This window comes from Moorena sp. SIO4A1 (assembly GCF_010672065.1).
Classification (GTDB): domain Bacteria; phylum Cyanobacteriota; class Cyanobacteriia; order Cyanobacteriales; family Coleofasciculaceae; genus Moorena.
In genome coordinates, this window is the sequence record NZ_JAAHHX010000009.1 from 88,394 (window position 1) to 110,522 (window position 22,129).

Annotated in this window: 23 protein-coding genes; 15 read left to right on the forward strand and 8 right to left on the reverse strand. The window is 45.1% G+C overall.

Features of this window, described 5'->3' with window-relative positions; translation table 11 throughout:
• Positions 1-170: 170 nt before the first annotated feature.
• The 4 genes from F6K53_RS09725 to F6K53_RS09740 form a co-directional block, all read right to left on the reverse strand.
• Entirely contained in the window at positions 171-338 is a 168-nt protein-coding gene (locus F6K53_RS09725) for a hypothetical protein (RefSeq protein WP_293071213.1), read from the reverse strand.
• Positions 339-441: 103 nt separating this feature from the next.
• Positions 442-831, reverse strand: a complete 390-nt coding sequence (locus tag F6K53_RS09730; protein ID WP_293025575.1) for a hypothetical protein — start codon at positions 829-831, stop codon at positions 442-444.
• Between the two features lie 272 nt (positions 832-1,103).
• The gene (locus F6K53_RS09735; RefSeq protein WP_293071215.1) at positions 1,104-1,370 is read right to left on the reverse strand and encodes an SPOR domain-containing protein; all 267 of its coding nucleotides are present in this window, start codon (positions 1,368-1,370) and stop codon (positions 1,104-1,106) included.
• Between the two features lie 1,419 nt (positions 1,371-2,789).
• The gene (locus tag F6K53_RS09740; RefSeq protein ID WP_293025571.1) at positions 2,790-3,023 is read right to left on the reverse strand and encodes a hypothetical protein; all 234 of its coding nucleotides are present in this window, start codon (positions 3,021-3,023) and stop codon (positions 2,790-2,792) included.
• A 1,150-nt stretch (positions 3,024-4,173) separates the two neighbouring features.
• Between F6K53_RS09740 and F6K53_RS09745 the strand changes: the two genes are divergently transcribed.
• Entirely contained in the window at positions 4,174-4,431 is a 258-nt protein-coding gene (locus F6K53_RS09745) for a hypothetical protein (RefSeq protein ID WP_293025569.1), read from the forward strand.
• On the opposite strand, the gene F6K53_RS09750 is transcribed toward F6K53_RS09745, so the two are convergent.
• Positions 4,428-6,692: a protein kinase gene (locus tag F6K53_RS09750; protein WP_293025567.1), complete on the reverse strand. Its 2,265-nt coding sequence runs from the start codon at positions 6,690-6,692 to the stop codon at positions 4,428-4,430. The two genes, F6K53_RS09745 and F6K53_RS09750, sit on opposite strands and share 4 nt — an antisense overlap.
• Before the next feature lie 473 nt (positions 6,693-7,165).
• Between F6K53_RS09750 and F6K53_RS09755 the strand changes: the two genes are divergently transcribed.
• The 6 genes from F6K53_RS09755 (at position 7,166) to F6K53_RS09780 (ending at position 12,437) form a co-directional block, all read left to right on the forward strand.
• Positions 7,166-7,564, forward strand: coding sequence for a hypothetical protein (locus F6K53_RS09755; RefSeq protein WP_293025565.1), 399 nt, complete (start codon positions 7,166-7,168; stop codon positions 7,562-7,564).
• Complete coding sequence (locus F6K53_RS09760) at positions 7,554-8,621, forward strand: folate-binding protein (protein ID WP_293025563.1); 1,068 nt, start codon at positions 7,554-7,556, stop codon at positions 8,619-8,621. Before F6K53_RS09755 ends, F6K53_RS09760 begins: the two co-directional genes overlap by 11 nt.
• The gene (locus F6K53_RS09765; protein WP_293025561.1) at positions 8,602-8,733 is read left to right on the forward strand and encodes a hypothetical protein; all 132 of its coding nucleotides are present in this window, start codon (positions 8,602-8,604) and stop codon (positions 8,731-8,733) included. Before F6K53_RS09760 ends, F6K53_RS09765 begins: the two co-directional genes overlap by 20 nt.
• A 13-nt stretch (positions 8,734-8,746) precedes the next feature.
• A complete protein-coding gene (der, locus tag F6K53_RS09770) occupies positions 8,747-10,138 on the forward strand; it encodes a ribosome biogenesis GTPase Der (protein WP_293041508.1) in 1,392 nt (463 codons plus the stop codon).
• A 45-nt stretch (positions 10,139-10,183) separates the two neighbouring features.
• Positions 10,184-11,083 (forward strand): energy-coupling factor transporter transmembrane protein EcfT, encoded by a 900-nt coding sequence (locus tag F6K53_RS09775; RefSeq protein WP_293027099.1) that lies wholly within the window; start codon positions 10,184-10,186, stop codon positions 11,081-11,083.
• A 106-nt stretch (positions 11,084-11,189) separates the two neighbouring features.
• Positions 11,190-12,437, forward strand: coding sequence for an S-layer homology domain-containing protein (locus tag F6K53_RS09780; protein WP_293027096.1), 1,248 nt, complete (start codon positions 11,190-11,192; stop codon positions 12,435-12,437).
• Positions 12,438-12,754: 317 nt separating this feature from the next.
• Here F6K53_RS09780 and F6K53_RS09785 read toward each other — a convergent pair whose 3' ends face one another.
• Entirely contained in the window at positions 12,755-13,258 is a 504-nt protein-coding gene (locus F6K53_RS09785) for a hypothetical protein (RefSeq protein WP_293027093.1), read from the reverse strand.
• A gap of 225 nt (positions 13,259-13,483) precedes the next feature.
• Between F6K53_RS09785 and F6K53_RS09790 the strand changes: the two genes are divergently transcribed.
• The 5 genes from F6K53_RS09790 to F6K53_RS09810 all read left to right on the forward strand — a co-directional run bounded on the left by F6K53_RS09790 (position 13,484) and on the right by F6K53_RS09810 (position 18,264).
• Positions 13,484-14,113, forward strand: coding sequence for a L,D-transpeptidase (locus F6K53_RS09790; RefSeq protein ID WP_293027090.1), 630 nt, complete (start codon positions 13,484-13,486; stop codon positions 14,111-14,113).
• 560 nt (positions 14,114-14,673) lie between these two features.
• Positions 14,674-15,555 carry a hypothetical protein gene (locus F6K53_RS09795; RefSeq protein WP_293027087.1) on the forward strand — a complete coding sequence of 294 codons (882 nt, stop codon included), beginning with the start codon at positions 14,674-14,676 and terminating at the stop codon, positions 15,553-15,555.
• A 98-nt stretch (positions 15,556-15,653) separates the two neighbouring features.
• Positions 15,654-16,754, forward strand: coding sequence for a DUF1565 domain-containing protein (locus tag F6K53_RS09800; RefSeq protein ID WP_293027108.1), 1,101 nt, complete (start codon positions 15,654-15,656; stop codon positions 16,752-16,754).
• 125 nt (positions 16,755-16,879) lie between these two features.
• Positions 16,880-17,758: a hypothetical protein gene (locus tag F6K53_RS09805; RefSeq protein ID WP_293027084.1), complete on the forward strand. Its 879-nt coding sequence runs from the start codon at positions 16,880-16,882 to the stop codon at positions 17,756-17,758.
• Between the two features lie 353 nt (positions 17,759-18,111).
• Positions 18,112-18,264, forward strand: a complete 153-nt coding sequence (locus F6K53_RS09810) for a hypothetical protein (protein ID WP_293027081.1) — start codon at positions 18,112-18,114, stop codon at positions 18,262-18,264.
• A gap of 47 nt (positions 18,265-18,311) precedes the next feature.
• On the opposite strand, the gene F6K53_RS09815 is transcribed toward F6K53_RS09810, so the two are convergent.
• Positions 18,312-18,686, reverse strand: a complete 375-nt coding sequence (locus tag F6K53_RS09815) for a transposase (protein ID WP_293027078.1) — start codon at positions 18,684-18,686, stop codon at positions 18,312-18,314.
• Positions 18,687-19,185: 499 nt separating this feature from the next.
• On the opposite strand from F6K53_RS09815, the gene F6K53_RS09820 reads away from it, so the two are divergent.
• Positions 19,186-20,367 (forward strand): aldo/keto reductase, encoded by a 1,182-nt coding sequence (locus tag F6K53_RS09820; protein WP_293027105.1) that lies wholly within the window; start codon positions 19,186-19,188, stop codon positions 20,365-20,367.
• 20 nt (positions 20,368-20,387) lie between these two features.
• Here F6K53_RS09820 and F6K53_RS09825 read toward each other — a convergent pair whose 3' ends face one another.
• A complete protein-coding gene (locus F6K53_RS09825; RefSeq protein ID WP_293027075.1) occupies positions 20,388-20,936 on the reverse strand; it encodes a shikimate kinase in 549 nt (182 codons plus the stop codon).
• Positions 20,937-21,080: 144 nt separating this feature from the next.
• Here F6K53_RS09825 and F6K53_RS09830 point away from each other — a divergent pair, with 144 nt between their 5' ends.
• Together F6K53_RS09830 and F6K53_RS09835 are read left to right on the forward strand one after the other, a co-directional pair.
• Complete coding sequence (locus tag F6K53_RS09830; protein ID WP_293027072.1) at positions 21,081-21,395, forward strand: hypothetical protein; 315 nt, start codon at positions 21,081-21,083, stop codon at positions 21,393-21,395.
• Between the two features lie 209 nt (positions 21,396-21,604).
• On the forward strand, positions 21,605-21,805 hold the full coding sequence (locus F6K53_RS09835) for a hypothetical protein (RefSeq protein ID WP_293027068.1): 201 nt from the start codon (positions 21,605-21,607) through the stop codon (positions 21,803-21,805).
• The last annotated feature ends 324 nt before the right edge of the window (positions 21,806-22,129 follow it).

Here is a 22,129-nt window from a genome sequence, read left to right on the forward strand (position 1 = left end):
AGCCCTGCCCCAGAATTGGGGTATTTTAGGGGGCTTTAATAAAACTAGATGGTCGCGCATTCATTCTATAATTCAGCAACGCCCGAAAATAAGGAGGAAACTGGCAAGATGCCAGTTCTACACAAGATGCCAGTTCCACGGAATATGCCCATTCCAGAAAACTCTTAAAATCATTCCATTCCACGAGCAACGCGATTCATTTTGCCATTGGTCAATTTTGGTTTGGGCTCCATTGAAAGCGGCACATCTCGTGAGAACATCTTGTGCGATTGGCCGTAGGCCACGCCAAAGGCGAACGCATTTGCCCCCTTGATATTTCCTGCCTGATAGTTTTCCACTGCCCTTGCCAAAATTAGTGAGCCTTTACACGCCTATAGCCGATGTCTGGCAGGTCAGACGATGGTGGCATGAGAAAAAACCCCAGATACAAGCGCAAATTCGTTAGTATTGTCTCATTATATTCTTGTATGCTTCTATACCTAACTGCTCTTCTAATTCTGATCCAATTCCTGCAAACACCACACTTCCTTCAATTGCGCGGATCGTAGCATAATGCCACTCCGGCGTGATCGAATATTCCTTTTCTTCTCCACGGTGTAGAATATGTCCATCATCTACACGGGTATAACTTTCACCTTCCTTCCACACCTCTACTTGGCTACTTTCTTTGGCTATTATGATCACCTTGACTCTGCCATGGACCCGATTTTTAAGTAACACTTTATCATCACTAAGAACCATCGGACCACAAGCATAATAGGTTGAGCCAAAATCGCAGATATATTCCTGATCTATTGCCCATGCTTTCCTTTCGATTCCCATCGTGAGCATTAGCACTATTACCACTAGAACCAATAACGATCGTAAATGACCCATAAGTATTTTTTTATCCTTACTTTTTCCCGTCGGTTTCTTTTTACCCCTGCACCATGGTGATCAGAAAATTTCACAGGGTTCTTCTCACCATTGCGGGTTTTTTCTCCTGATACAATAGTATTACTGAACAACATCCCCTTGTATCTATACTATATTACGATTTATTACGAAAACTAGGTTTTCCACCTATTTTCCTTCCTCAGCTCTATTCCATAACTGGGTCTGGATCAAGGGATATAAATAGAAACAGACATTCCCTGTTGACGTAGTTGGTTTGCCAAAGCATTTGCCTTCGCTTCATTTCTGAATGCTCCCATCTGAATTCTCATACCTTGTGGGAATCGACCCAAAAAAGCACCAGGTACAATTTTCCTGGCTTTTGCTAAACCACTAGAACTCCCGTCGTCCAGTATCACGTAATAGTTGATTTTAGTAGATTGAGACGGTGGTGGCGCAGTAGTTTTATGACCGGTAACCACTTGCTGTTTAGGCAATGGTGCGGCAATAGAAACCGGTCGTGAAGCAGGCTGTGAATTGTTTTGAATTTCTTGCTTTGCTCTAGAGCCAATAAGATTGCTGTACAGCGAGTTGCTTTCTTTGAGCTTCTAATGCACGCTTGTTGCTGCCGAGCTTCATTGATGATTCGATTTAACCTCTGACGCCAATGTGCTGGCAAATTGCTGTTGCGGAGCATAGTTCAATACATCAACCCACCGACCCTGTTCTAGTCGCTGGTTTAATCTTATCAAACTTGCGTTCAAAGGATACCCATTCGTTGTGCCATTGGTCAATTTTGGTTTGGGCACCATTGAAAGCGGCACTACTAGGGCTGGCAACTGTTAAGGATTTTCTCCAATAATGTTGCACTATCTACAAAGATGTGTTAGACTTTAAACATAGATTCAGTTTCATTAGAGATACTTTGCGACTTACATTAAAGCCGAAAACCAAGGGTTTAAGGGTTGCGTTTTTTGTAAATAGTGGAATCAAATTTATGCGCTAAGCCGGGCATAGTCCTGGTAAAGCCTTGGGAGATACCCCCTGGCTGGCAAAATCCAGCTTGCATTAGTGAGCCAAAATCTGATTTGTAGATTTTGGTAGCTAAAAAGTATCGGAGAACATCTTGTGCGTACGCATTTGCCCCCAAGATATTTCCTGTTGGTTTTGACGTGGTGGCTAGGCTATTGGTTTTCGACCTCGGGTTTAGGAATCGCTCGGAAGACCGTGGAACGGATGCTTGAAAATATGACTCGGCTTTATGAGCTCTGTGCGCCCAGTGAGCGCATTGAGGCATATTTTCAACGCTGGTGGCGATGGGTGAAAGGTGGGATATCGGCGAAATGGCTGAGGGGATTTCACTCTTGTGTAACCCTTCGGTTGAGCCTAAAGTGTCTTATACCCTGTTCAGGGTCAACCTGGGGGTCTGGGTGAGCTCTCCTTTGATTCAACTCACACCCGTTTCCGGGTACCTCTTTTTCTCTCTGGTGTTTTGTTCGGCCTGATGGGGCTTATGGATAGGTAAGACTTGTTAAACTACGCCTTATCCATGGCCCTTTCCACCGCCTGGGTTGGTGGACCACGCTTCGACCCACCGCCTCGGTTTACCCCTACGAACGTTCGGACGCACTTGTCTTGGTTATCTGCCTCTTCATCGACTTCGGTAAACGCCCGATGCCACCAAGTCGAGCGGTGCCGGTCCCTTATTCACTATGCGGATCTCTGTCCAGAGCCCATTCGCGTAAAGATACCATGGCTCTCCCTTGCTCACCGGTTCTTCTATCCACCTCGGGGGGACCTCTGCTTTCAAGTATCTCACCACTGCGTCCTGCCAGATCTGGTTCTCGGGGACAGTTAACTGCATATGAAAGCACAAAACCTTTCCCGCACTTTGATCCCTTCCTCTCACCGATATCTCATCCTGGGGCGATAGTCGTTCCACACAGAACGGGTCGGTTTTCGTAATAACGCAAGGATCTTTTTTGTTTACCTGATTCTGGGCCATGGCAGATGATGGGGTCCCAAGCATACTGAACGCGCACAGCACCACCACTAGCCAAAGAACGGCATGCCTTTGATGGGGTTTTCGGTGATATTCTCTTTTTTCCCCTCTTAACGGTTGATTTTTTGTCTTCATTTGATGTACCCACTGATGATATTCGTTTATTCGTCGAACGGGGTAGGGTCGTGGTCGCTTACTCAACCCTACCCACCCCTATAATCTACTTTACTGTTCCTTGTTTTTCCAGGCATCATGTTTCCGATACTTTTTAGCTACCAAAATCTACTTTGCAGATTTTAGCCCACTAATGCTAGCTGCTCTCGCAGCCAGGGGGTATCTCCCAAGGCTAAACCCAGACAAAGCCCGGCTTAGCGCATAAATGAAACTCCACTCTGGACAATTAACGTAACTACCAAAACCTTGGTTATCGGCTTTAATTTAAGTTACAAAGTATCTTTAATGGAATTAAATCTATGCTTAAAGTCTAACACATCTTTGTAGATAGTGCAACATTCTTGGAGAAAATCCTTAACAGTTGCCAGCCTTTTCTTCTTTATCCGCACCCTAAATCTAGTCGTCCGTCGCGTACTGGCCTTTAACCAATGCGGGGGATTAAGTAATACAACCGCCTTGAAATATTCGGCTCACCCGAACCATTACATGGCTCCACACCGGAAAATACCTCGCCTACTCCTGAAAAGAACGCCTGGTTACATATACATGTCTATCCCTCGTGGGGACATTTGAAATATAGATTGGGTGATGGGAAAACCTTTTCATACCACAAAAAAAACCCATACCGGTCATAAACACATCATCCACACCTACTAGTCAACGGATTTTTTTCCACGCCATGAACCGGTTATCCTATGGCCAAACTCGTCTAAGTTTCGGTATAATATCACGCCGGTCACTGGGTGCAATGGCTATGCCTTCGAAAGAGTATTTCTAATGACGGGGCGATTCGACCATGGATACACGACCCAACCGGTCTCATGTTTATGCCCGCCGGCGTTGTTCGGACCCTTGCCCTGCGACCAAAGTCACCGTACGCAACCTAATATCGGATCAAAAAAACAAACCTTTTTTATATGCTTATAAGAAGTCTGATCTTGCCGATAATTCTATATAATCCAACGAAAATCTCATTTTTGTTAACGCTACTAGACATATGCAGCCAGCATTAGGCGCGACAAACGCCGACAGTACCAAAAGGCCAGTACGCCCTTTTATCCACAAGTGAGGTTGCACAACAGATGCATTGTCGGAAATCCCTACCTACTTGGTGATGGTGGTACATGAGTTTGGTCGTTTGTGTGCTTCGTCTGTATTTAACTGACTCTATGGCAGGTCAGTCGCCACCCGTTGGATGGGAGTTTCTCTTTCCTCGGCTATTTCGTAAACATCCTCTTTCCAATCAAACCGGGCATGGGCAGAGACGCCAGCAGACCATAGTTCTGGTTTCCCATATGCTGACCCATACTAAATCAACCCATCGAGGGTCACAGGTTTTCCTTGGCCAAAAGGCCACGCTACGCGTTCAACAAAACGATTAAGGTCTATAGATTGAAGCAGACATTCCTTGTTGACGTAGTTGGTTAGCAAAAGCATTTGCCTTGGCTTCGTTTTTGAATGCTCCCATCTGAATTCGAGACCCTTGTGGGAATCGACCCAAAAAAGCACCAGGGACAATTTTCCTGGCTTTTGCTAAACCACTAGAACTCCCGTCGTTGAGTATCACGTAATATTTGATTTTAGTAGATTGAGACGGTGGTGGTGCAGTGGTTATCTTTCGGGTAACCACTGGCTGTTTAGGCAATGGTGTGGCAATAGAAACCGGTCTTGGAGCAGGCTGTGAATTGTTTTGAATACCTTTATTTAAGTCTGGTTGTGACCCAGAAATCGCTTGGTTTGCTCTAGAGCCAATTTGATTCTGTACAGCGAGTTGCTTTCTTTTAGCTTCCACTTGAGCTTGTTGCTGCCTAGCTTCAGCAATGATTCGATTTAACTTCTGACGCCAATAGCCTCCTGATGGCAAATTGCTGTTCTGAGCATAGTTCAACACATCTTGCCACCGACCCTGTTCATAGGCTTGTTGAATCTGATCAAATTTGCGTTCAAAGGATACCCATTCATTATGCCATTGGTCAATTTTGGTTTGGGCACCATTGAAAGCAGCACTACTAGGCAACACATCTTGTGCGATCGCAATTGCCCTCTTGATATCTCCTGCCTGATAGTTTTCCACTGCCCTTGCCAAAATTAGTGAGCCATTATCAACAACCGGTGGTGCTGGTGTTGGCTGACGGGTCTGTGGTGGTGATGGAGCCCTCTTGACGACAGGTGTTGGTTTTGGGGACACTTTTTGCTTAGGAACGTTTCTCTTAGGAACGTTTCTCTTGGGAGCAGTTGCCACCACTGGCTCAACCGTCGATACACAGTCAGTCAAATTTGTAAACACCCACCCGTTAACCGGTGAACTAATTTCTACCCAGCCAGGTTGTCCACTACCAGTTAGAACCAGACTGGTTCCCTGATTCAGCTTACCAACTTTTGACCCGTTCGGCTCGGAGCGCACATTCAACCTACTACCTGTCACCTGGCAATTACCTGGGGCAGCTGGGGCTGGTGGCTCATATACCACCGGAGCTTGACGGCGATTGGGTGTACTCCTATTAGGAATTGGTTGCGCTATTCTAGGTGGTGACCAAGAGCTAGAACGCATCGAGTAGACCATACCAGCTATCGAGGAAGTAACTAGGGCAATGCCAGTGCCAATGATCAGAGACAAATTATCCGATCTATCCGCCTTAGTTGGAGGCAACGGAGAAGGTGCTGGTTTATTTGGAGTAGAACCCCTATCAACATTTGCGTCCCAAGTTTTTTGCTCTGAGAACGGGGTTGGTACTTGCTCCGGTGGGAAGTTTTCTTCAACTGTAGGGATATTGTGAATTGAGTAGTAGGTCGGGGAATTGATGGAGTACGGTTTTGAATTAGTACTCAATTTCTGTAAGTCTCGTAAAACCTGCGATCCCGACTGGTAACGGTCTTTGACTTGATAGCGAACCATTTTAGTAAGGACATTCGCCAATCCTACACTCACAGACACCAGGGATTGCCAGTTTACTTCACCAGTATTGAGGTCTTCGTGAAACTGATCTGGTACCATTCCAGTTAGTGCCTGAATCCCAATAATCCCTAGGGCATAAATATCACTGCTGGGACAGGGCTGACCCAAAGCCTGCTCACTGGACATATAGCCAGGAGTGCCTATTACCACAGTATGGTGAGTTTGTCTATAGGCACTAGCCAGCTCAGTTTGAACTTGCTTAACTGCACCAAAGTCCACCAACACTAACTTTTTATCTGCCGTGCGTCGGATCAGGTTGTCGGGCTTAATATCGCGATGAATCACACCGTGACGGTGGACAAATTCCAAAATACCTAAGACTTCCTGCAATAGCCCAATCACCTGTTTTTCCTGCCATCGGTGACCAGGGGACAACTCTTGGCTCAAGAGATGCCCTTCGATGAACTGTTGCACCAAGTAAAACTCATGGTCTTCTTCAAAGTAGGCAAGTAGCCGAGGAATTTGGTCATGATTTCCCAGCTTTTCAAGGGTTTCAGCTTCCCTACTAAATAGGCGTCGAGCAGTTTCTAAAAATGTCTGAGAGCCATTGGGAGGCTGAAGTTGCTTAACAACACAGCTTGGGTTACCTGGACGCTTCGTGTCCTTGGCTAAATAGGTTTTGCCAAATCCCCCGGAACCGAGGACTTGAGTCACTTGGTAACGCCCGTCCAGTAACTTGCCTAACATAGGATTGATGTGCCTAAGAGTTCACAAAAAGGAAGTTTAAAACTCCGCACCAAGGGGGCGGGGTGCTAACTGTCTCATGTTTAACATACGCTGATCGGTATTATTGACCAGGATTGTGACAATTTATATTCTGATTATCATTCAGCTATCAGTTATCAGCATTCAGCTATCAGTTATCAGCTATCAGTTATCAGCTATCAGTTATCAGTTATCAGCTATCAGCTAGAGGCTATCAGCTAGAGGCTATCAGCTAGAGGCTGAGGGCTGAGGGCTGAGGGCTGAGGGCTGAGGGCTGAGGGCTGAGGGCTGAGGGCTGACCGCTAAAGGCTGACCGCTGACCGCTGACCGCTGACCGCTGAACGCTTACGATTATCGGTATAGTATTAAGAGCGACGGATAGCCTGTGAATAATTGCTGTTTTATTATATGTCTGGTAGAATAACCCCCTTCAAGGGATGTTTGGGAGTTAATTAATGAAACCCTTATTTAAGGATACCCTGGCATGGGAACAAGCTCAAGTGCTGATGCAACCTACGTTTATTCGTATAATAGACCAAATTGGGCGACAGTTGGAGCCAACAAACTGGAAAGTCACCTATAAAAACGTTACTACACCCATACCGGGCTATGAGTTGTGTTTAGCACATCAAGATACTTCAGTTGCCATTAATTTATGGGATTTGTGTTTTCAAGTCTGTTTTCGTGACTATAGACCAACCCAGTCTGAATTAGATACTCAGCCAGTAGAAATTGATCCGATGCTGATTGATCAGGCTGGTGTTGTGGATTGGCAGTGTCTAGATGCTAAAGCCAAACAGCTAGTAGAAGAAGTTGTGGCAGGATTGCCACTGGTAGATAACAATGAAAAATGACCAATTGCTAGATGTCCAGCGCCTGGCTGGGGCAAAGTTTGAGTCGGTGGCTTCACGGATGATTCCAGTAAGCTTTGGCAATGATGGAGCAGAGATTGAAGCAGCCCGTCAGGGAGTTGCCTTAGTTGATTGTTGCCATTGGGGGTTGATAAAAGTATCTGGTGATGACCGACTACGCTATCTACACAATCAAAGCACCAATGACTTCCAAACACGACAGCCAGGCCAAGGCTGTGAGACGGTTTTTGTTACATCTACAGCTCGGACTATCGACCTAGCTACTGCCTATATCTTAGCAGATGCGGTGCTATTGCTAGTTTCTCCAAATTGCCGTCAGCAGATCATGGAGTGGCTGGATCGTTATATCTTTCCCATGGATCGAGTCGCATTGCAGGATGTATCGGATCACCATGCTGTTTTCTCCTTGATGGGACCAGAAAGTAATGCCCTCTTAACAGGGTTGGGTGTGGAGATATCAGCAGAAGATGCTAGTCACCAGCAACTGATGCTCGGGGATAATCAAGTCCGCATCGCTGTAGGGAGTGGCTTAGCAATGCCTGGATATACTCTAATTTGCCCTGCCGAGAATGCTGCCCAGGTTTGGCAAACCTTAACCACAGCAGGAGCAATCCCCATAGGCGATCGCGTTTGGGAACAGTTGCGTATCCAACAGGGACGCCCTGCGCCTGGTCATGAACTGACAGAAGATTACAATCCTCTCGAAGCTGGTTTGTGGCAAACCATTTCCTTCAGCAAAGGCTGTTACATTGGTCAGGAAACCATTGCGCGCTTGAATACCTACAAAGGAGTTAAGCAACGACTATGGGGTATCCGCTTAAGTGCTCCTACTGACCTAGGGAGCGCCATCACCGTAGATGGGGAAAAAGTGGGCAAGCTCACCAGTGTGACCGAAACTGACCAGGGAGTCTTTGGTTTAGCTTATATCCGCACTAAGGCTGGTGGTGCAGGATTGAAAGTTCTGTTAGGGGACATCGAAGGGGAAATTGTCGCTGTACCTGGTTTGAGTCATGATTATTATGAGCCCAGCCCTGAGTAATCCCTACTCCCTACTCCCTACTCCCTACTCCCTACTCCCTAGGACAAGTGACCTGACCCAGTTGAGAACTGCGATAGAATTAAAGACTAAAGCATTCACACTCCTCATTTGAGGACATCCAGTTTATGGCCCTGCCAATTGTTGCAGTTATCGGACGCCCGAATGTGGGGAAATCAACCCTGGTCAATCGTTTGGCAGGAGTGACCGATGCTATTGTCCACAACCAACCAGGAGTAACCCGCGATCGCACTTATCGCCCAGCTTTCTGGCAAGACCGAGACTACCTGGTTGTGGATACTGGCGGCTTGGTCTTTGATGACAATACCGAGTTCTTGCCCTTGATTCGAGAACAGGCAATGGCAGCTTTGGCTGAAGCGAGTGCAGCAGTGTTAGTGGTGGATGGTCAAGCAGGACCGACAGCTGGAGATGAAGCGATCGCGCAATGGTTACGTCAACAACATGTGCCAGTTGTGCTAGCTGTCAATAAATGTGAATCGCCCCAGCAAGGAATTATCCTAGCCTCCCAGTTTTGGGAACTGAATTTAGGAGAACCCTTCCCGGTCTCAGCAATTCATGGCAATGGTACAGGAGAATTACTAGAGAAGCTGGTTACCTACCTGCCCAATGTAGACACTATCCCAGAAATCCCAGAGATTAAAGTTGCTATTGTCGGACGCCCCAATGTCGGAAAATCCAGCTTATTGAATACCCTCACTGGGGAGAATCGCTCGATTGTCAGTCCAATTTCTGGCACCACTCGTGACGCCATTGATATGGTAGTACAACGGTCAGCAGATCCAGAAAAGGGTACTGATGCCCAAACCTATCGCTTGATTGACACCGCTGGCATTCGCAAAAAGAAAAACGTTACTTACGGACCGGAATTTTTTGGTATTAATCGTGCCTTCAAAGCTATTCGCCGCTCAGATGTAGTGCTACTGGTGATTGATGCTATAGATGGGGTGACAGAGCAAGACCAAAAACTGGCAGGACGTATTGCGGATGAAGGACGTGCTGCGATAATTGTAGTCAATAAGTGGGATGCTATCGAAAAAGATTCCTACACTATCTATGAATACGAAAAACTGGTTAAAGACCGACTGAGTTTTATCGAGTGGGCTGAAATCATCTTTGTCAGTGCCCTAACAGGCAAGCGGGTCGAAACAATTTTGGATTTAGTTGATACCGCTGCCAATCAACATGGACGTCGTGTCTCTACCTCTGTGATTAATGAAGTCCTACAAGAAGCCGTTAGCTGGTACACTCCTCCCACCAATCGCCAAGGGCGTCAGGGCAAAATCTACTACGGTACCCAGGTAAAAACTAAACCCCCCACGATTGCCCTGTTTGTCAACGACCCCAAACGCTTCAAAGAGAACTACCGTCGCTACATAGAGCGTCAGTTCCGCCAACAATTAGATTTCACTGGTACACCAGTACGATTACTGTGGCGAGGCAAAAAAGTCCGTGATGGAGAAGAAGCTCAAATCAACCTCAATCGAGCTACCCGCGTGTGACAACTGACCCCCTCGACTACTACCCACTCAGCACTCACCACTAACATGGACTTATTGCGATCGCTTCCTATCGGACTATACTTGGAACAACCAGTCACCTGGATGCATCACCTCGACTCCAGGGTAAAGATGTTTTGGTTGACCAGTTTTCTGATCGCACCCCTGTTGGCAAATCCCTACTGTCGGCTCGGGCTATCCTCCTTACTGATTCTAATCACCTTATCAGCTAGGATTCCCTGGCGGGTGTGGCGTCAGCAAATGGGTTGGTTGTTGATGCTAGCATGTTTTGTCTTCCTGATCACTACGATCGCTCCAGATGGTATGGCCATTGACCATCAAGTCAGACTACCTCCAGAACCTCAAGAGCACACCCAACTTCAAACTAGTGACTACCGTTATGTCATCTGGAGTGGTAAAGCGTTTACTATGATTAGTCTTACTATTACTCGTCGCTCAATAGATTTAGCGGTCCGGATCAGCACAACTCTATTTATCCTAGTTTACAGTTCCAGTCTCTTTCTGCTTACCACAGCACCAGAAGAAATTACCGCAGGTTTAGAAAGCTTAATCAAACCCTTACGGCGTTTCAATGTTCCGGTTACCGAAATTCTGCTCACCTTAACCCTTTCCTTGCGCTTTATCCCCCTAGTGCTCGAAGAAGTACAGAATTTAGGTCGTTCCATACGCACTCGTGCTATCAACTGGAAAAAACTCGGTCTGAGCCGAAGCTTACAAGTTTGGTTAATGGTTGCGGAAAAGCTTCTGGAAAATCTGCTGTTACGGGCTGAGCAAATTGCTAGTGCTATGACTGTCAGGGGCTTTACTAGTCCCAATGAGCATCAAGTGGAGTGGCATCAACTGCGTTTACGCTGGTGTGATTGGTTAGCACTGGCAAGTTTACTAGTATTTTGGGGAGTAAGATTAACCTGGGGTTGGAAAATTTGAATCTTTTGTGAAAAACATAGCTATGGTTTAATCTAGGTAAATTCAAGCAATCCCTGCCCTTTAAAGTCAGGGACAGCAGTCAAAAGATTTGTATCTCAGCCATCCTATGACAAATCAATCACCGTCCGAGCGGACATCACCCCCAACAGCTCCTCAGCCAAGCCGCAAACCAATTCTAGACCTTGATGAATTACTGGCAATTATCGTAGCCTTCGCCACTATTGGTCTAATTCTGTTTTGGGGCACTAGGGGCAACCGGGGAAAATTTAGCTTCAAATCCCTTGAGTCTCCCTTTGCATCATCTGAGTCAACAGAGTCAACGGGAGAACTATCACTATTCCCAAGCCTTAAATCAATCACGGGTGGGGGTAATTCATCATTTGCGCGCTCCTCATCCTCCAAATCAAGAACGAGTTCTTGGTTCAGGGGATATTCAGTTGATCCAGCCACGGGTTTAATGCTCGGGTCAGCTCAAGGTAACTCACCAGAGGAGTCAGAAACTAGTCCATTCCTAGGGCTATTCTCATCAGGGTACTCATCCACAGGATATCGCGACCGCACCATGGCCAAGGGCAAAGCCGGATCAGATGGTAATACTGACGGTAGCACAGGTCCTGACCAAGCCAGATCAGATGGTAATACTGACGGTAGCACAGGTCCTGACCAAGCCAGATCAGATGGTAATACTGACGGTAGCACAGGTCCTGACCAAGCCCAATCCTCATCACAAACTATCCCTATAGATGTTAGCGATTTCCGCTCCATTCAACCAGCAGAGATTCCTAAAAATCATTGGGCAAGTCCTTTCATGAGACCTCTAGCCAAGGACAAAGTATTAATTAACTTACCTGATCAGGAATTTCTACCGGACAGACAGGTAACACGGGGAGAGTTAGCTGCTCAAATTCAAAAAGCGTTTCAAGAGCAGAAGAAGCGACAACGAGTAAATTATAAGGATAAACCTACTGATCAATCAGCATCTAAAGCAATTGATGAAGCTACCGAAACCGGCTTCATGTCAGGATATCCCGGACAGGAGTTCCGTCCTGAGCAAAAAGTTCCTCGTGTACAGGTTTTAGTTAGCCTGATTAGCGGTCTTGATCTTCAACCTTCATCCAATCCAGCCGAAACGTTAAAGATTTACCGAGATCAGGATGACATTCCTGAGTGGGCGATTGAGAAAGTAGCAGCAGCAACAGAAGCGGGTATAGTTGTTAACTACAGTGAAAAAACTATGCTCAGACCAAATCAGCCTGCTACTCATGCTGAGATGGTTTCTATGCTTTATCAGGCTTTGGTCACATCAGGTAAGGCTCAAGGGGTTTCCTCTCCATATATTGTAGCTCCGAAATAGAATTATCGGATTACAGATCAGGTAATGATCAGCCCATTTTAATCGACGTTATTGATTAGCCCGGAGTTAACACTCCGGGCAATATTTTTTATGGGAATAGAGGGAGAAGGGAGCAGGAAGCAGGGAGCAGGGAGCAGGGAAAAGAGGACTGGAAAAAAATCCTGTTTACCTCATTACTATGACAAACCCTTGTTAAGCATCAAGGCAACCGTTAACTATCAACCATTGTGTTAATGCAGTCGTTCATGGTTTGAGTTCTGTATGCGATCGCATCTTGTCAGCCCCCTGGAAATCCCCACAGGTAGGCGCACCCGTTGCTACCACAGTGCTCTGACAGGTAGCCCAATTGGGGTTCGAGGAGGAGTTGTCACTGTTGGCTGTACAGGAGTGGAAATGACAGTTCTCCGAATACGGTTCATCCGTTCGATACGCCTCTGTTGGAGAGACTCTAACACCTCGGTAACACTACTGGTAACCCTCCGAGTCTCTGAACTCGCCAAATCACTTGAACTAACAACATTAAGGATACGATTCCCAGCCATCAAGACTTCCTTACCTTCTGTCAAATGCAATTGCCTGAGCTTGGAAGTCGGTAGCCAAACAGTTTGGCTGTCACCGTTGTCAAGCTTAACCTTTACCATATTGCCAACGATACTCTTGATAGTACCTTTGTCAAGCTCTTGCCCCCGATCTTGTTTGAGGATCCGGTTTTGGGCGTGTTCACCCATTGGGTTAGCCTGAGCGGGAGCCATAGCAAGGGTACACAGCAGCAGTGACAAAGTAGTCCCTGTCCATACATTCAAGTTTTTAATTTTTATCATCAACTTAATTGATATTTCTGTTACTCGAAGAATTTAAAATTAACGGATCTACTGTAAAATCTACTGAAAGAATAGATTATTTCCGGAATAGTTTATCAGTCTATTTACTAAGATTGTTTTCTCCAAACCTCACTCATGGCCTGGGGTTAACGTTTTTGCTAATGTTGCTTTTCAAGTATATTAAAGTGATGTTATAAAGTTGTTGTAAATAAAAAAAAATTAGTAATGGTGAGAGGTAAATTGCTATCTCGGAGCTTAATGCTACTCTGCTTGAGTATAGTAATTCCAATACTTCATGAGCAACAGCAGGTAGCTGCCTCTGAAAAAACCAGTAGTCCTGACGCTACTACCAAAGAGGTTTTACATCAAAATCAATTGCCTGGAATTGAAGCCCCAAAATTGCCACTTCTTGGAGACCTGGATCTATATCTTCCTCTAGAAGAAGACATCCCAGCAGAGGCTACTCAAATTACTCGTTTGGTGATTAAATTGAGTGAACGTCGTGTTTATGTCTATCAAGCGGCTCAAGTACTAAACACTTACCCCATTGCCATTGGTAAAGCGGGTTGGGAAACACCAACAGGCAATTTTGAAGTGCTCCAAAAGCTTCAGTATCCAGCTTGGGAGCATCCTTGGACAGGTGAAGTAATTCCTCCAGGGCCGAATAATCCCCTTGGCGATCGCTGGATTGGTTTTTGGACTAATGGGAAGAATTATATTGGATTTCATGGAACAACTGCTGAGGAACTCGTCGGACAAGCTGTTTCTCACGGTTGCATCCGAATGCTCAATAAAGATGTCCGAGATTTATTTGAAAAGGTGGCTATAGGAACACCGGTAATCGTAAAGCCTTGACATCCTCTGCCGGAATAGGTTAATCCCCATAAGATCAAGTCAGGTTGAATACCCATAATTAGAGCGAGGGTGGGAAGTTTGGGAAGTGTGGGAAGTGTGGGGAGATGGGGAGATGCGGGAGATTTTTATTAAGGGTAATTATCCCGACATGATATAATTAGAGAGTTGAGCCCCTAGCTCTTCATAATTATTAATTTTTAAGATAGCGATTAGTTAAATAGAACCCACGCTTAGCGCACTCCCAATTGATTTGCGCTCAACTAACCAATGGTCAAATTATTGCCCCTCTTCCCCGACTTCTGGTCTGTTGCTCCACTTCCGGTCTTGGAGAGTTTCACAACTAAAATCGGATTGTTATAGTTATGATGGTGTAGGTTAAACTAACCGAAAACTATCTAGAGAAACTATCTAGAGAAAATATTAAGGTCAGCACCCCGCTGTTGCCTAGACAGGGCTTCAAGCCTTCGAGGCTAGGTAGCAGGGTGAAAACCGCACTTGACGTTCGTGTTTCCGACCTGGCCCCCCATAAACGGGGTGTCCAAACTTCAAACTTGTTTTTTATGAGTAAATCAATAATTGAGTTAGTTGATGAACTGTCAACCGATAGCCTAACTGTAAAAATCCTGAACGCACTGGATTTTGTGATCCCAGGGGAGTGGGAAAACCTAGTGGGGTTTAACCATACCATTCGCAAGCTAACTGGGGAAGAGGATTACGAGGTGATTACGAAAATTCGCGATCGCGCCCTCGCCATCTACGAAGACCCCAATGAGGGATACCAAAAAGCCGTTGGGATTTATCAAAAGTTTGACAGAACTGACAAAGCGATCGCAGCAGCGGCAATAGCCGACAAAGTCGGGGATACCTTTAGGTGGATCCCGTTTTTAGAGAAACTGACTCCCAAAGCTGACAAGCTGCAAGGGGTTGACTTGGGTCTGAAATTGGTGGGGGAACTACTTGCCCATAGCAAAATTCACAAGGTTGGCTTGAATCCCTTCGAGTTTGCCAGTTCTATCCGGGAAAACTATGATCAAGCTGCTCTGATGCGGATGGTAGCTTTAGTTTGTATTGATGGGGTAATCCCTCTTGGTGCAGACTTCGTGTCTAAAGTACGAAATACCCTTGAAGAAGGAGATCAATCATCCTTTTCCAACAATGATGAGTTTGAAGCCATCAGGGACTCAATCCCAGATGGCGATAAACAGGGATTCATTACTCAAACCTTTGATGCAGTTGGTGGCTGGATGGATAATCTAGTATCCTCTGTTGGATTAAGCCGTGATTCACTGTCCGACAGTCTCGGGGGTTTTGTAGAAATTGCCGATGACAAGTTAGACTATGTGGCGGCATTTCTAGACGCTAGCACTAACTACTATGAGCATACTGGTATTCAAACCGTTGCGCGTCATTTAATTCTTCGTGCTGCTGAAGAAATTGACTAGCCTAGAGTGAACTACTATAGCGTTTTTCATAGTGATGAAAAACGCTATAATACACTAATAAAATTTTGCTCTCATCGAGTTAAGTACTAACCTTGACAATGCTGCAATACAAAGTTGATAAGCTGACTGAATCCCCTAACTTTGTATTAGTTGCTGCTGGATTAATAATGGCTTTAGCGGTAACAGGCTGTGAGCAATGGGATTCATCTGGCAGGATAAGTAGACCAACACCAGACAATTTTCCTACTCGTACCTTACCGAGATCGAACCCTAGCCAGTCGCCGCCAGCGATAAAGCAAGTTTTGTATGTGGATTCTCAACAAGGTACAGATAGCGAAAACGCTGGTCTAACCACTGCTAATCCCTTCAAAACTATTACCTATGCCTTAAAGCAAGCTCGTCCCTTAGCTACTATCCACCTAGCTCCAGGTCAGTACACCGTTGAACAGGGAGAAACCTTTCCCCTTAAACTCAAACCTGGCATGATTCTCCAGGGAAACAAGTCCGCTAGAGGTGAAGGAGTAGTGATAATTGGTGGCGGTCTTTACCTCAGTCGCACTTGGGCAGGTCAGAATGTGACGATATTGGCAGCTCAAGATACTCAGATTCTGGGACTAACTATTACTAATCCTAATACCAGAGGGAGTGGTGTGTGGGTAGAATCCACCAATCCCATCATTCGTAACAATACCTTTATCAATAGCGATCGCGAAGGAGTGTTTGTTAGTGGTAAAGGAAATCCTCTGATTGAAAATAACCGTTTTGCCAATAACCAAGGAAACGGTATCTCTGTAACTCGGGAAGCAACAGGAGAAATCCGGGGTAATATTATTGAGCAAACCGGTCATGGTTTGGCGATAGGGGGCAACAGTTCACCCTTGGTAGTAAATAATCAGATTCGTGACAACATTGACGGGGTAGTGATTGAAGGGTCTGCACGTCCTGTGCTGCGCGAGAACCAAATTATCAACAATAGTAGGGATGGCTTGGTAGCGATTAGCCAATCTCAGCCAGATTTAGGCACTGCTAGTACTCCTGGAAATAACCTTTTTGAAGGCAATGAACGTTATGACATTTATAATGTTACTGGCAAAAAGCTATTAGTAATTGGTAATCAGCTCAAGGGGGATGGGGTTGCTGCACTGCTAGAAGCTCAACCAAGTTCTCCTGAATTTCCTGAAGACTTTGACGTTAATTAGTATTGCTCAGTATGCTACCTAAGCAAAGCTGATAGCTTACAGATTTTTTTCATGATTCCTTCACAATTGACATTTAAAATTGTGTATGTTTTCGTGAGAGAAGTTTATAATTAAAACAACTGAAAATGGGTCAATCAATTATTGAATTAGTTGACGAACTTCCAACGGATAATATAACCGTAACAGTACTGAATGTCCTGGATTTTGTTGTTCCGGGGGAATGGGAAAATCTCGTCGGTTTTCACAATACAATTAGCGCAGTTACAGGGGAAACAGATCAAGATGTGATTGAGTCAATTAGTGCCCGCGCACTTGAGCTGTACGAAGACCCTGATCAGGGATACCAAACAGCTATCTGGATTTACCAAACTCTTGACAATACTGACACAGCGATCGCAGCAGCAGCTTTAGCTGACAAAGTCGGGGATACTTTGAGTTGGATCCCATTCTTAGACAAACTGACTCCCAAAGCTGACACCGTTCAATCTTTTGATTTGAGTATAAAACTGGTCGGAGAACTGATCGCTCATAGCAAGATTCACGGCCTTGGCTTTAATCCGGTAGATTTTGCTGCTTCTGTGACAGAAAACTATCATAAGGAAGCTCTGATGCGGATGGTAGCCTTAGTTTGCATCGATGGTCTAATTCCTCTGGGTGCTGACTTCATCTCTAAAGTCCGAAATAGCTTGGAAGAAGGAGGGAAGTCCGCTCTAGAAGATAATCCTGCCTTTGAAGCCCTCAGTGACTCAATTCCTGAATCCGATAAACAGGGATTTATCAGTAACACCTTTGATGAAGTTGGTGACTGGATGAATAATTTAATTTCCTCTACTGGGTTAAGCCCTGAGTCACTGTTTGAGCGTCTGGGTGGCTTCATAGAAGTTGCTGATGACAAGTTAGACTATGTAGCGGCATTTCTAGACGCTAGCACTAATTGTTATGAGCATACTGGGATTCAAACTGTTGCTCGTCATCTGATTCAGCGGGCAGCTCAAGATATTTGAGATTAAGTCTGGTTAATCACTTATCAAATAGTCCCTAAATTTTGGGTAAGCAGTCAGCTATCAGCTATCAGCTATCAGCTAATGGCCTACATATGGTGCTACAGATGGTGCTACAGATGGTGCTATCAGCTATCAGCTGACGGCTGCATGCTTACTACCGAGACTTTGAATTCGATAAAATCTCGAACTATTAAGTGCGACCCGTGGCAAATTTAATTCTTAATGGGTCAAGCGCACCTTTAAATTCTCCCAAATGAGGTTTATTTTAAGCTGACCGCTGACTGCTGACCGCTTACAATTTTGGTAATTGGGATGAGGTAATGGGGTATCATTAATCTGATTACTATTCCCCATTGCCCCAGTACCCATTATCCATGAAATATAGCGCTACGCCCAAGTCAGAAGTCAGAAGTCAGAAGTCAGAAGTCAGAAGTCAGAAGTCAGAAGTCAGAAGTCAGAAGTCAGCTATGACTGAGTTTCGGAGTTTAGGAATGTCAAACATCTGAATGCGTAGTGCTATATAAAGATTATTTTTGAATTTATTTGTGCCTATTTATTTTTGTTTGTGGCGTCTATGGTTTCTTTTACGGGTTAAATTCAAACGTTTAATCATTCTATCGACTGTGGAACGACCAATTAAAACTCCCGTTTCTTCGGCTAACCAAATCCGGAGTTCATCTAAGGTAGCATCATTGTTTTTGATGACAAGATCTCGTAGAATATCTAATTGCTCTGGGGTAAGTTTGATCGGAGTTTGTTTAGTTCGAACTTTGGGAGCAATATTTCCGGTTTCTCGATACTGTTTGAGTAATTTTTGAACAAAGCTTAAGGCAACATTAAACTGTTGAGCAAGCTTACGTTGAGAGATATTGCCTTGATTATAAGCATCAATAATTTTTTGTCTAAGATCAACAGAGTAGGCTTTCATGGTTCTTGAGCAGAATTATCTGAGGTATCCTTATTGTACCTTACCAGCTTGGTAAACGCTAGATCCGATTGCCTTAACATTCGAGGCTGGTAAGCATTCAGCCGTCAGCTTAATGCTGTCAGCTTTTGAATCAGCGATGCAGCAAGGGAACAGGGGAGGTCACGTTACCTGAACTTGCTAATGGTGCTTGAGATGACCGTGAGCCAGTGCCGACCTGTGGGGGTTCCCCCTATTAGCAACTGGCGTGGTTTCCACGGGGCAAACAGCGGTGCGGACGCAGGTGACCCACACAGACCCAAAACCACTCGCTATTGGATCAAGACAACAGGTAAGCATTCGAATAATGCTGAGTTACGGAATGCTGACGGCTGAATGCTGATGGCTGAATGCTGATGGCTGAATACTGACGGCTGAATGCTGACGTTGTAAAGTAATGTAAAGGTAGTTAGATGGACAAAGAGCAGACACTAGCAGCTGGGTGATTCAAAGCACGTTTATGATGCAATATCGAAGATTTGGGCGTACAGAGTTACAGATGCCAGTCTTTTCCTGTGGTGGTATGCGATACCAGTTCAAGTGGCAGGATGTTCCCAAGGAGCAAATTCCCCGAGATCATCAACAGAATGTCGAAGCAACAATCCGCCGTTCTCTAGAGCTTGGCATTCATCACATAGAAACTGCTCGTGGCTATGGTACTTCTGAGATGCAATTAGGAGAGATTTTGCCCAAATTTACCCGAGAACAACTGATTGTTCAGACTAAAGTTACTCCTAAGCCTGACCCCAAAGAGTTTCGTCGTAAGTTTAATCAATCCCTCGCTTTCCTACAACTTGACTATGTTGACCTACTGGGAATCCATGGGATTAATACCCCTGAGTTGCTAGATGATACTATCCGTCCCGGTGGTTATTTAGATGTGGCGCGACAGCTTCAAGCAGAGGGTAAGGTACGGTTTATTGGCTTCTCCACCCATGGTCCTACAGATGTAATTGTTAACACCATTGAAACCGACCAGTTTGACTACGTTAACCTGCACTGGTATTACATTAATCAGTTAAATTGGCCTGCTATTGAAGCCGCTACTCGTCACGATATGGGGGTGTTCATCATTAGCCCTTCCGATAAAGGGGGTATGCTCTATAAACCACCACAACGGTTAGTGGAACTTTGTGCTCCCCTTAGCCCAATGGTGTTTAATGATTTGTTTTGTTTGAGCCATCCCCAGGTCCATACCTTGAGTCTAGGCGCATCTCGACCATCAGATTTTGATGAACACCTCAAAGCTGTAGAACTTCTGGAGCACTCAGAGGAAATATTACCACCGATTTTAGAGCGTTTGGAGTCAGAAGCGATCGCAAAATTGGGAGAAGACTGGTTCCGAAGTTGGCACATTGGTTTACCCACCCATTCAGAAACCCCAGGCGGTATAAATATTCCAGTGATTTTGTGGTTGAGGAATTTAGCGATCGCGTACGATCTGGTTGAGTATGCAAAAATGCGCTACAACCTTTTAACTAATGCGGGTCACTGGTTTCCTGGGGCCCAAGCCAATCAGGTCAGAGAATTAGACCTGACGGAATGTTTGCGTAAAAGTCCTCATGCTGATCTAATACCAGCTTTTCTGGAAGATGCCCATAACTTATTAGGGGGTAAACCAGTCAAACGCCTATCCCAACAATAATGAATGGCTCTAAAACGACCCTAATTTTTTTGTGTAGATTTTTTAAGAACTTTCGGAATCTCTGTAATAACTCGTGAAGCCACCTCTGGTGCAGTCTGCCCAGATTGTTGACAGATGTGAAGGTCAGCTAATTCATAAAGACTCCGTCTTTGGTCAAGAATTTTCTGCAATTCTAAAGCAGGATCAGGTTTCTGTAATAAGGGGCGAGTGGTATCCTCTTGCAAGCGTTCGATTAACATTGCCACAGGCACATCCAACCAGACCACCAGACCATAATGCAGATAACTCCAATTCTGGGGTTTAATTACAATACCGCCTCCTGTAGCAACAATCAATTGCTGATAAGCCGATAGTTCCGAGAGTACCTGAGTCTCCAGCTGTCGAAAGACTTCTTCACCGTCGTCAGCAAATATTTGGTTAATCGTTTTACCTGCAATTTGCTCAATCAGGGCATCTGTATCACAAAAACCATAGCCTAGCTCACTAGCTAGTAAACCTCCAACAGTAGTTTTGCCAGCGCCCATCATGCCAATCAGAAAAACATTGATGCCCTTCAACAAGTCATTCACGCATGCCCTCTCCAGTTTAATCAGTGATTACCCTTAGTTCACTTAATAAACCGTACCACTATAGGGTTCCCACTGGGAGACAGCCTTTCACATTTATGTTATTATCCACAATAGCTTCATCTAAACTTCATCCCAAAAAAATCGATGTACCGTGGTTTTGGGGAGCCAGTGAGGCCAAAGGGGGTAACCACTGGGCCTGACTTTGGTGCTTCGGTAAGCCTTAGCACACAGCCTCTCCCTATGAGCAACTGCCGTGGTTTTGCTCATCTGCGACTGCATCAAGACAACGGGAACGTGGAAACCGTCATAATTCATGTGGCTATGTGGCGGAGGAAGCAAGACAAGGCGGTTAAAACCGCCATCATTAGAAAAATAGCCAGAAACTTAGGCTTAGACCTAAGCCGACTGGGTAAGCGGTGTTTGACCACCGTAAGACTGGTCAGGCTCTGGACTGAATAAAAGTCCAAGCTTGGCACGAGGGTAAAATAATCCTCAATTTTTTAGACCAGGGAGACTCAAATATGTATAAAGCATAGTTTCTAATCCCTGGCGCTCAACTACCTGATGAAGCAGCTGATTTCGGTGTTTCACAAAACTATCAACTAGTGGAACCGATCTACTGGTTTTCACTAGTGGTCACTCCATCTATAGTAGGGGTAACAAAGTAAATGTTGCTAATTCGTGACATTGTCAAACAAGCTCTCACCACCGGTTATCTTACCATAGAAGCCGAGGATAAATTACGCAGGATGCTTCATCAAAAACATAAAAAGTACGATTTGGCGGATCTGGATGCCTTTATGGTCTTACAAGAAGCCGCTATGACTGGTCGCGTGAGACAGCAATCTCGCGAACAAATGAACAATTAGCTTCATCCGCTCTTATGGCTCACAACGAACATGCGCAGCATAAGTGTCAGATGAATTGCGGACAGGGTTTATAATAGTTTATAATAGTAGGGAAAATAAATTAAGAGCTAACCGCCACCTACGTGCTTAAAAATAGAACTTATTGTATTGTTCCGGCGGGTCGGGGCATCCTGTGTCGTTAATAAAGTAACCCGTGTATCCGTTCGCAATAGCTGGAGTTGCTAAGAAGCACACACTGAACCGTACTTGTCAGTGTGGGAGTATGTTACCCAAATGGATAATTATTGAGTAACTATCTAACAGTGACAGCCAAGAAGTGACCTT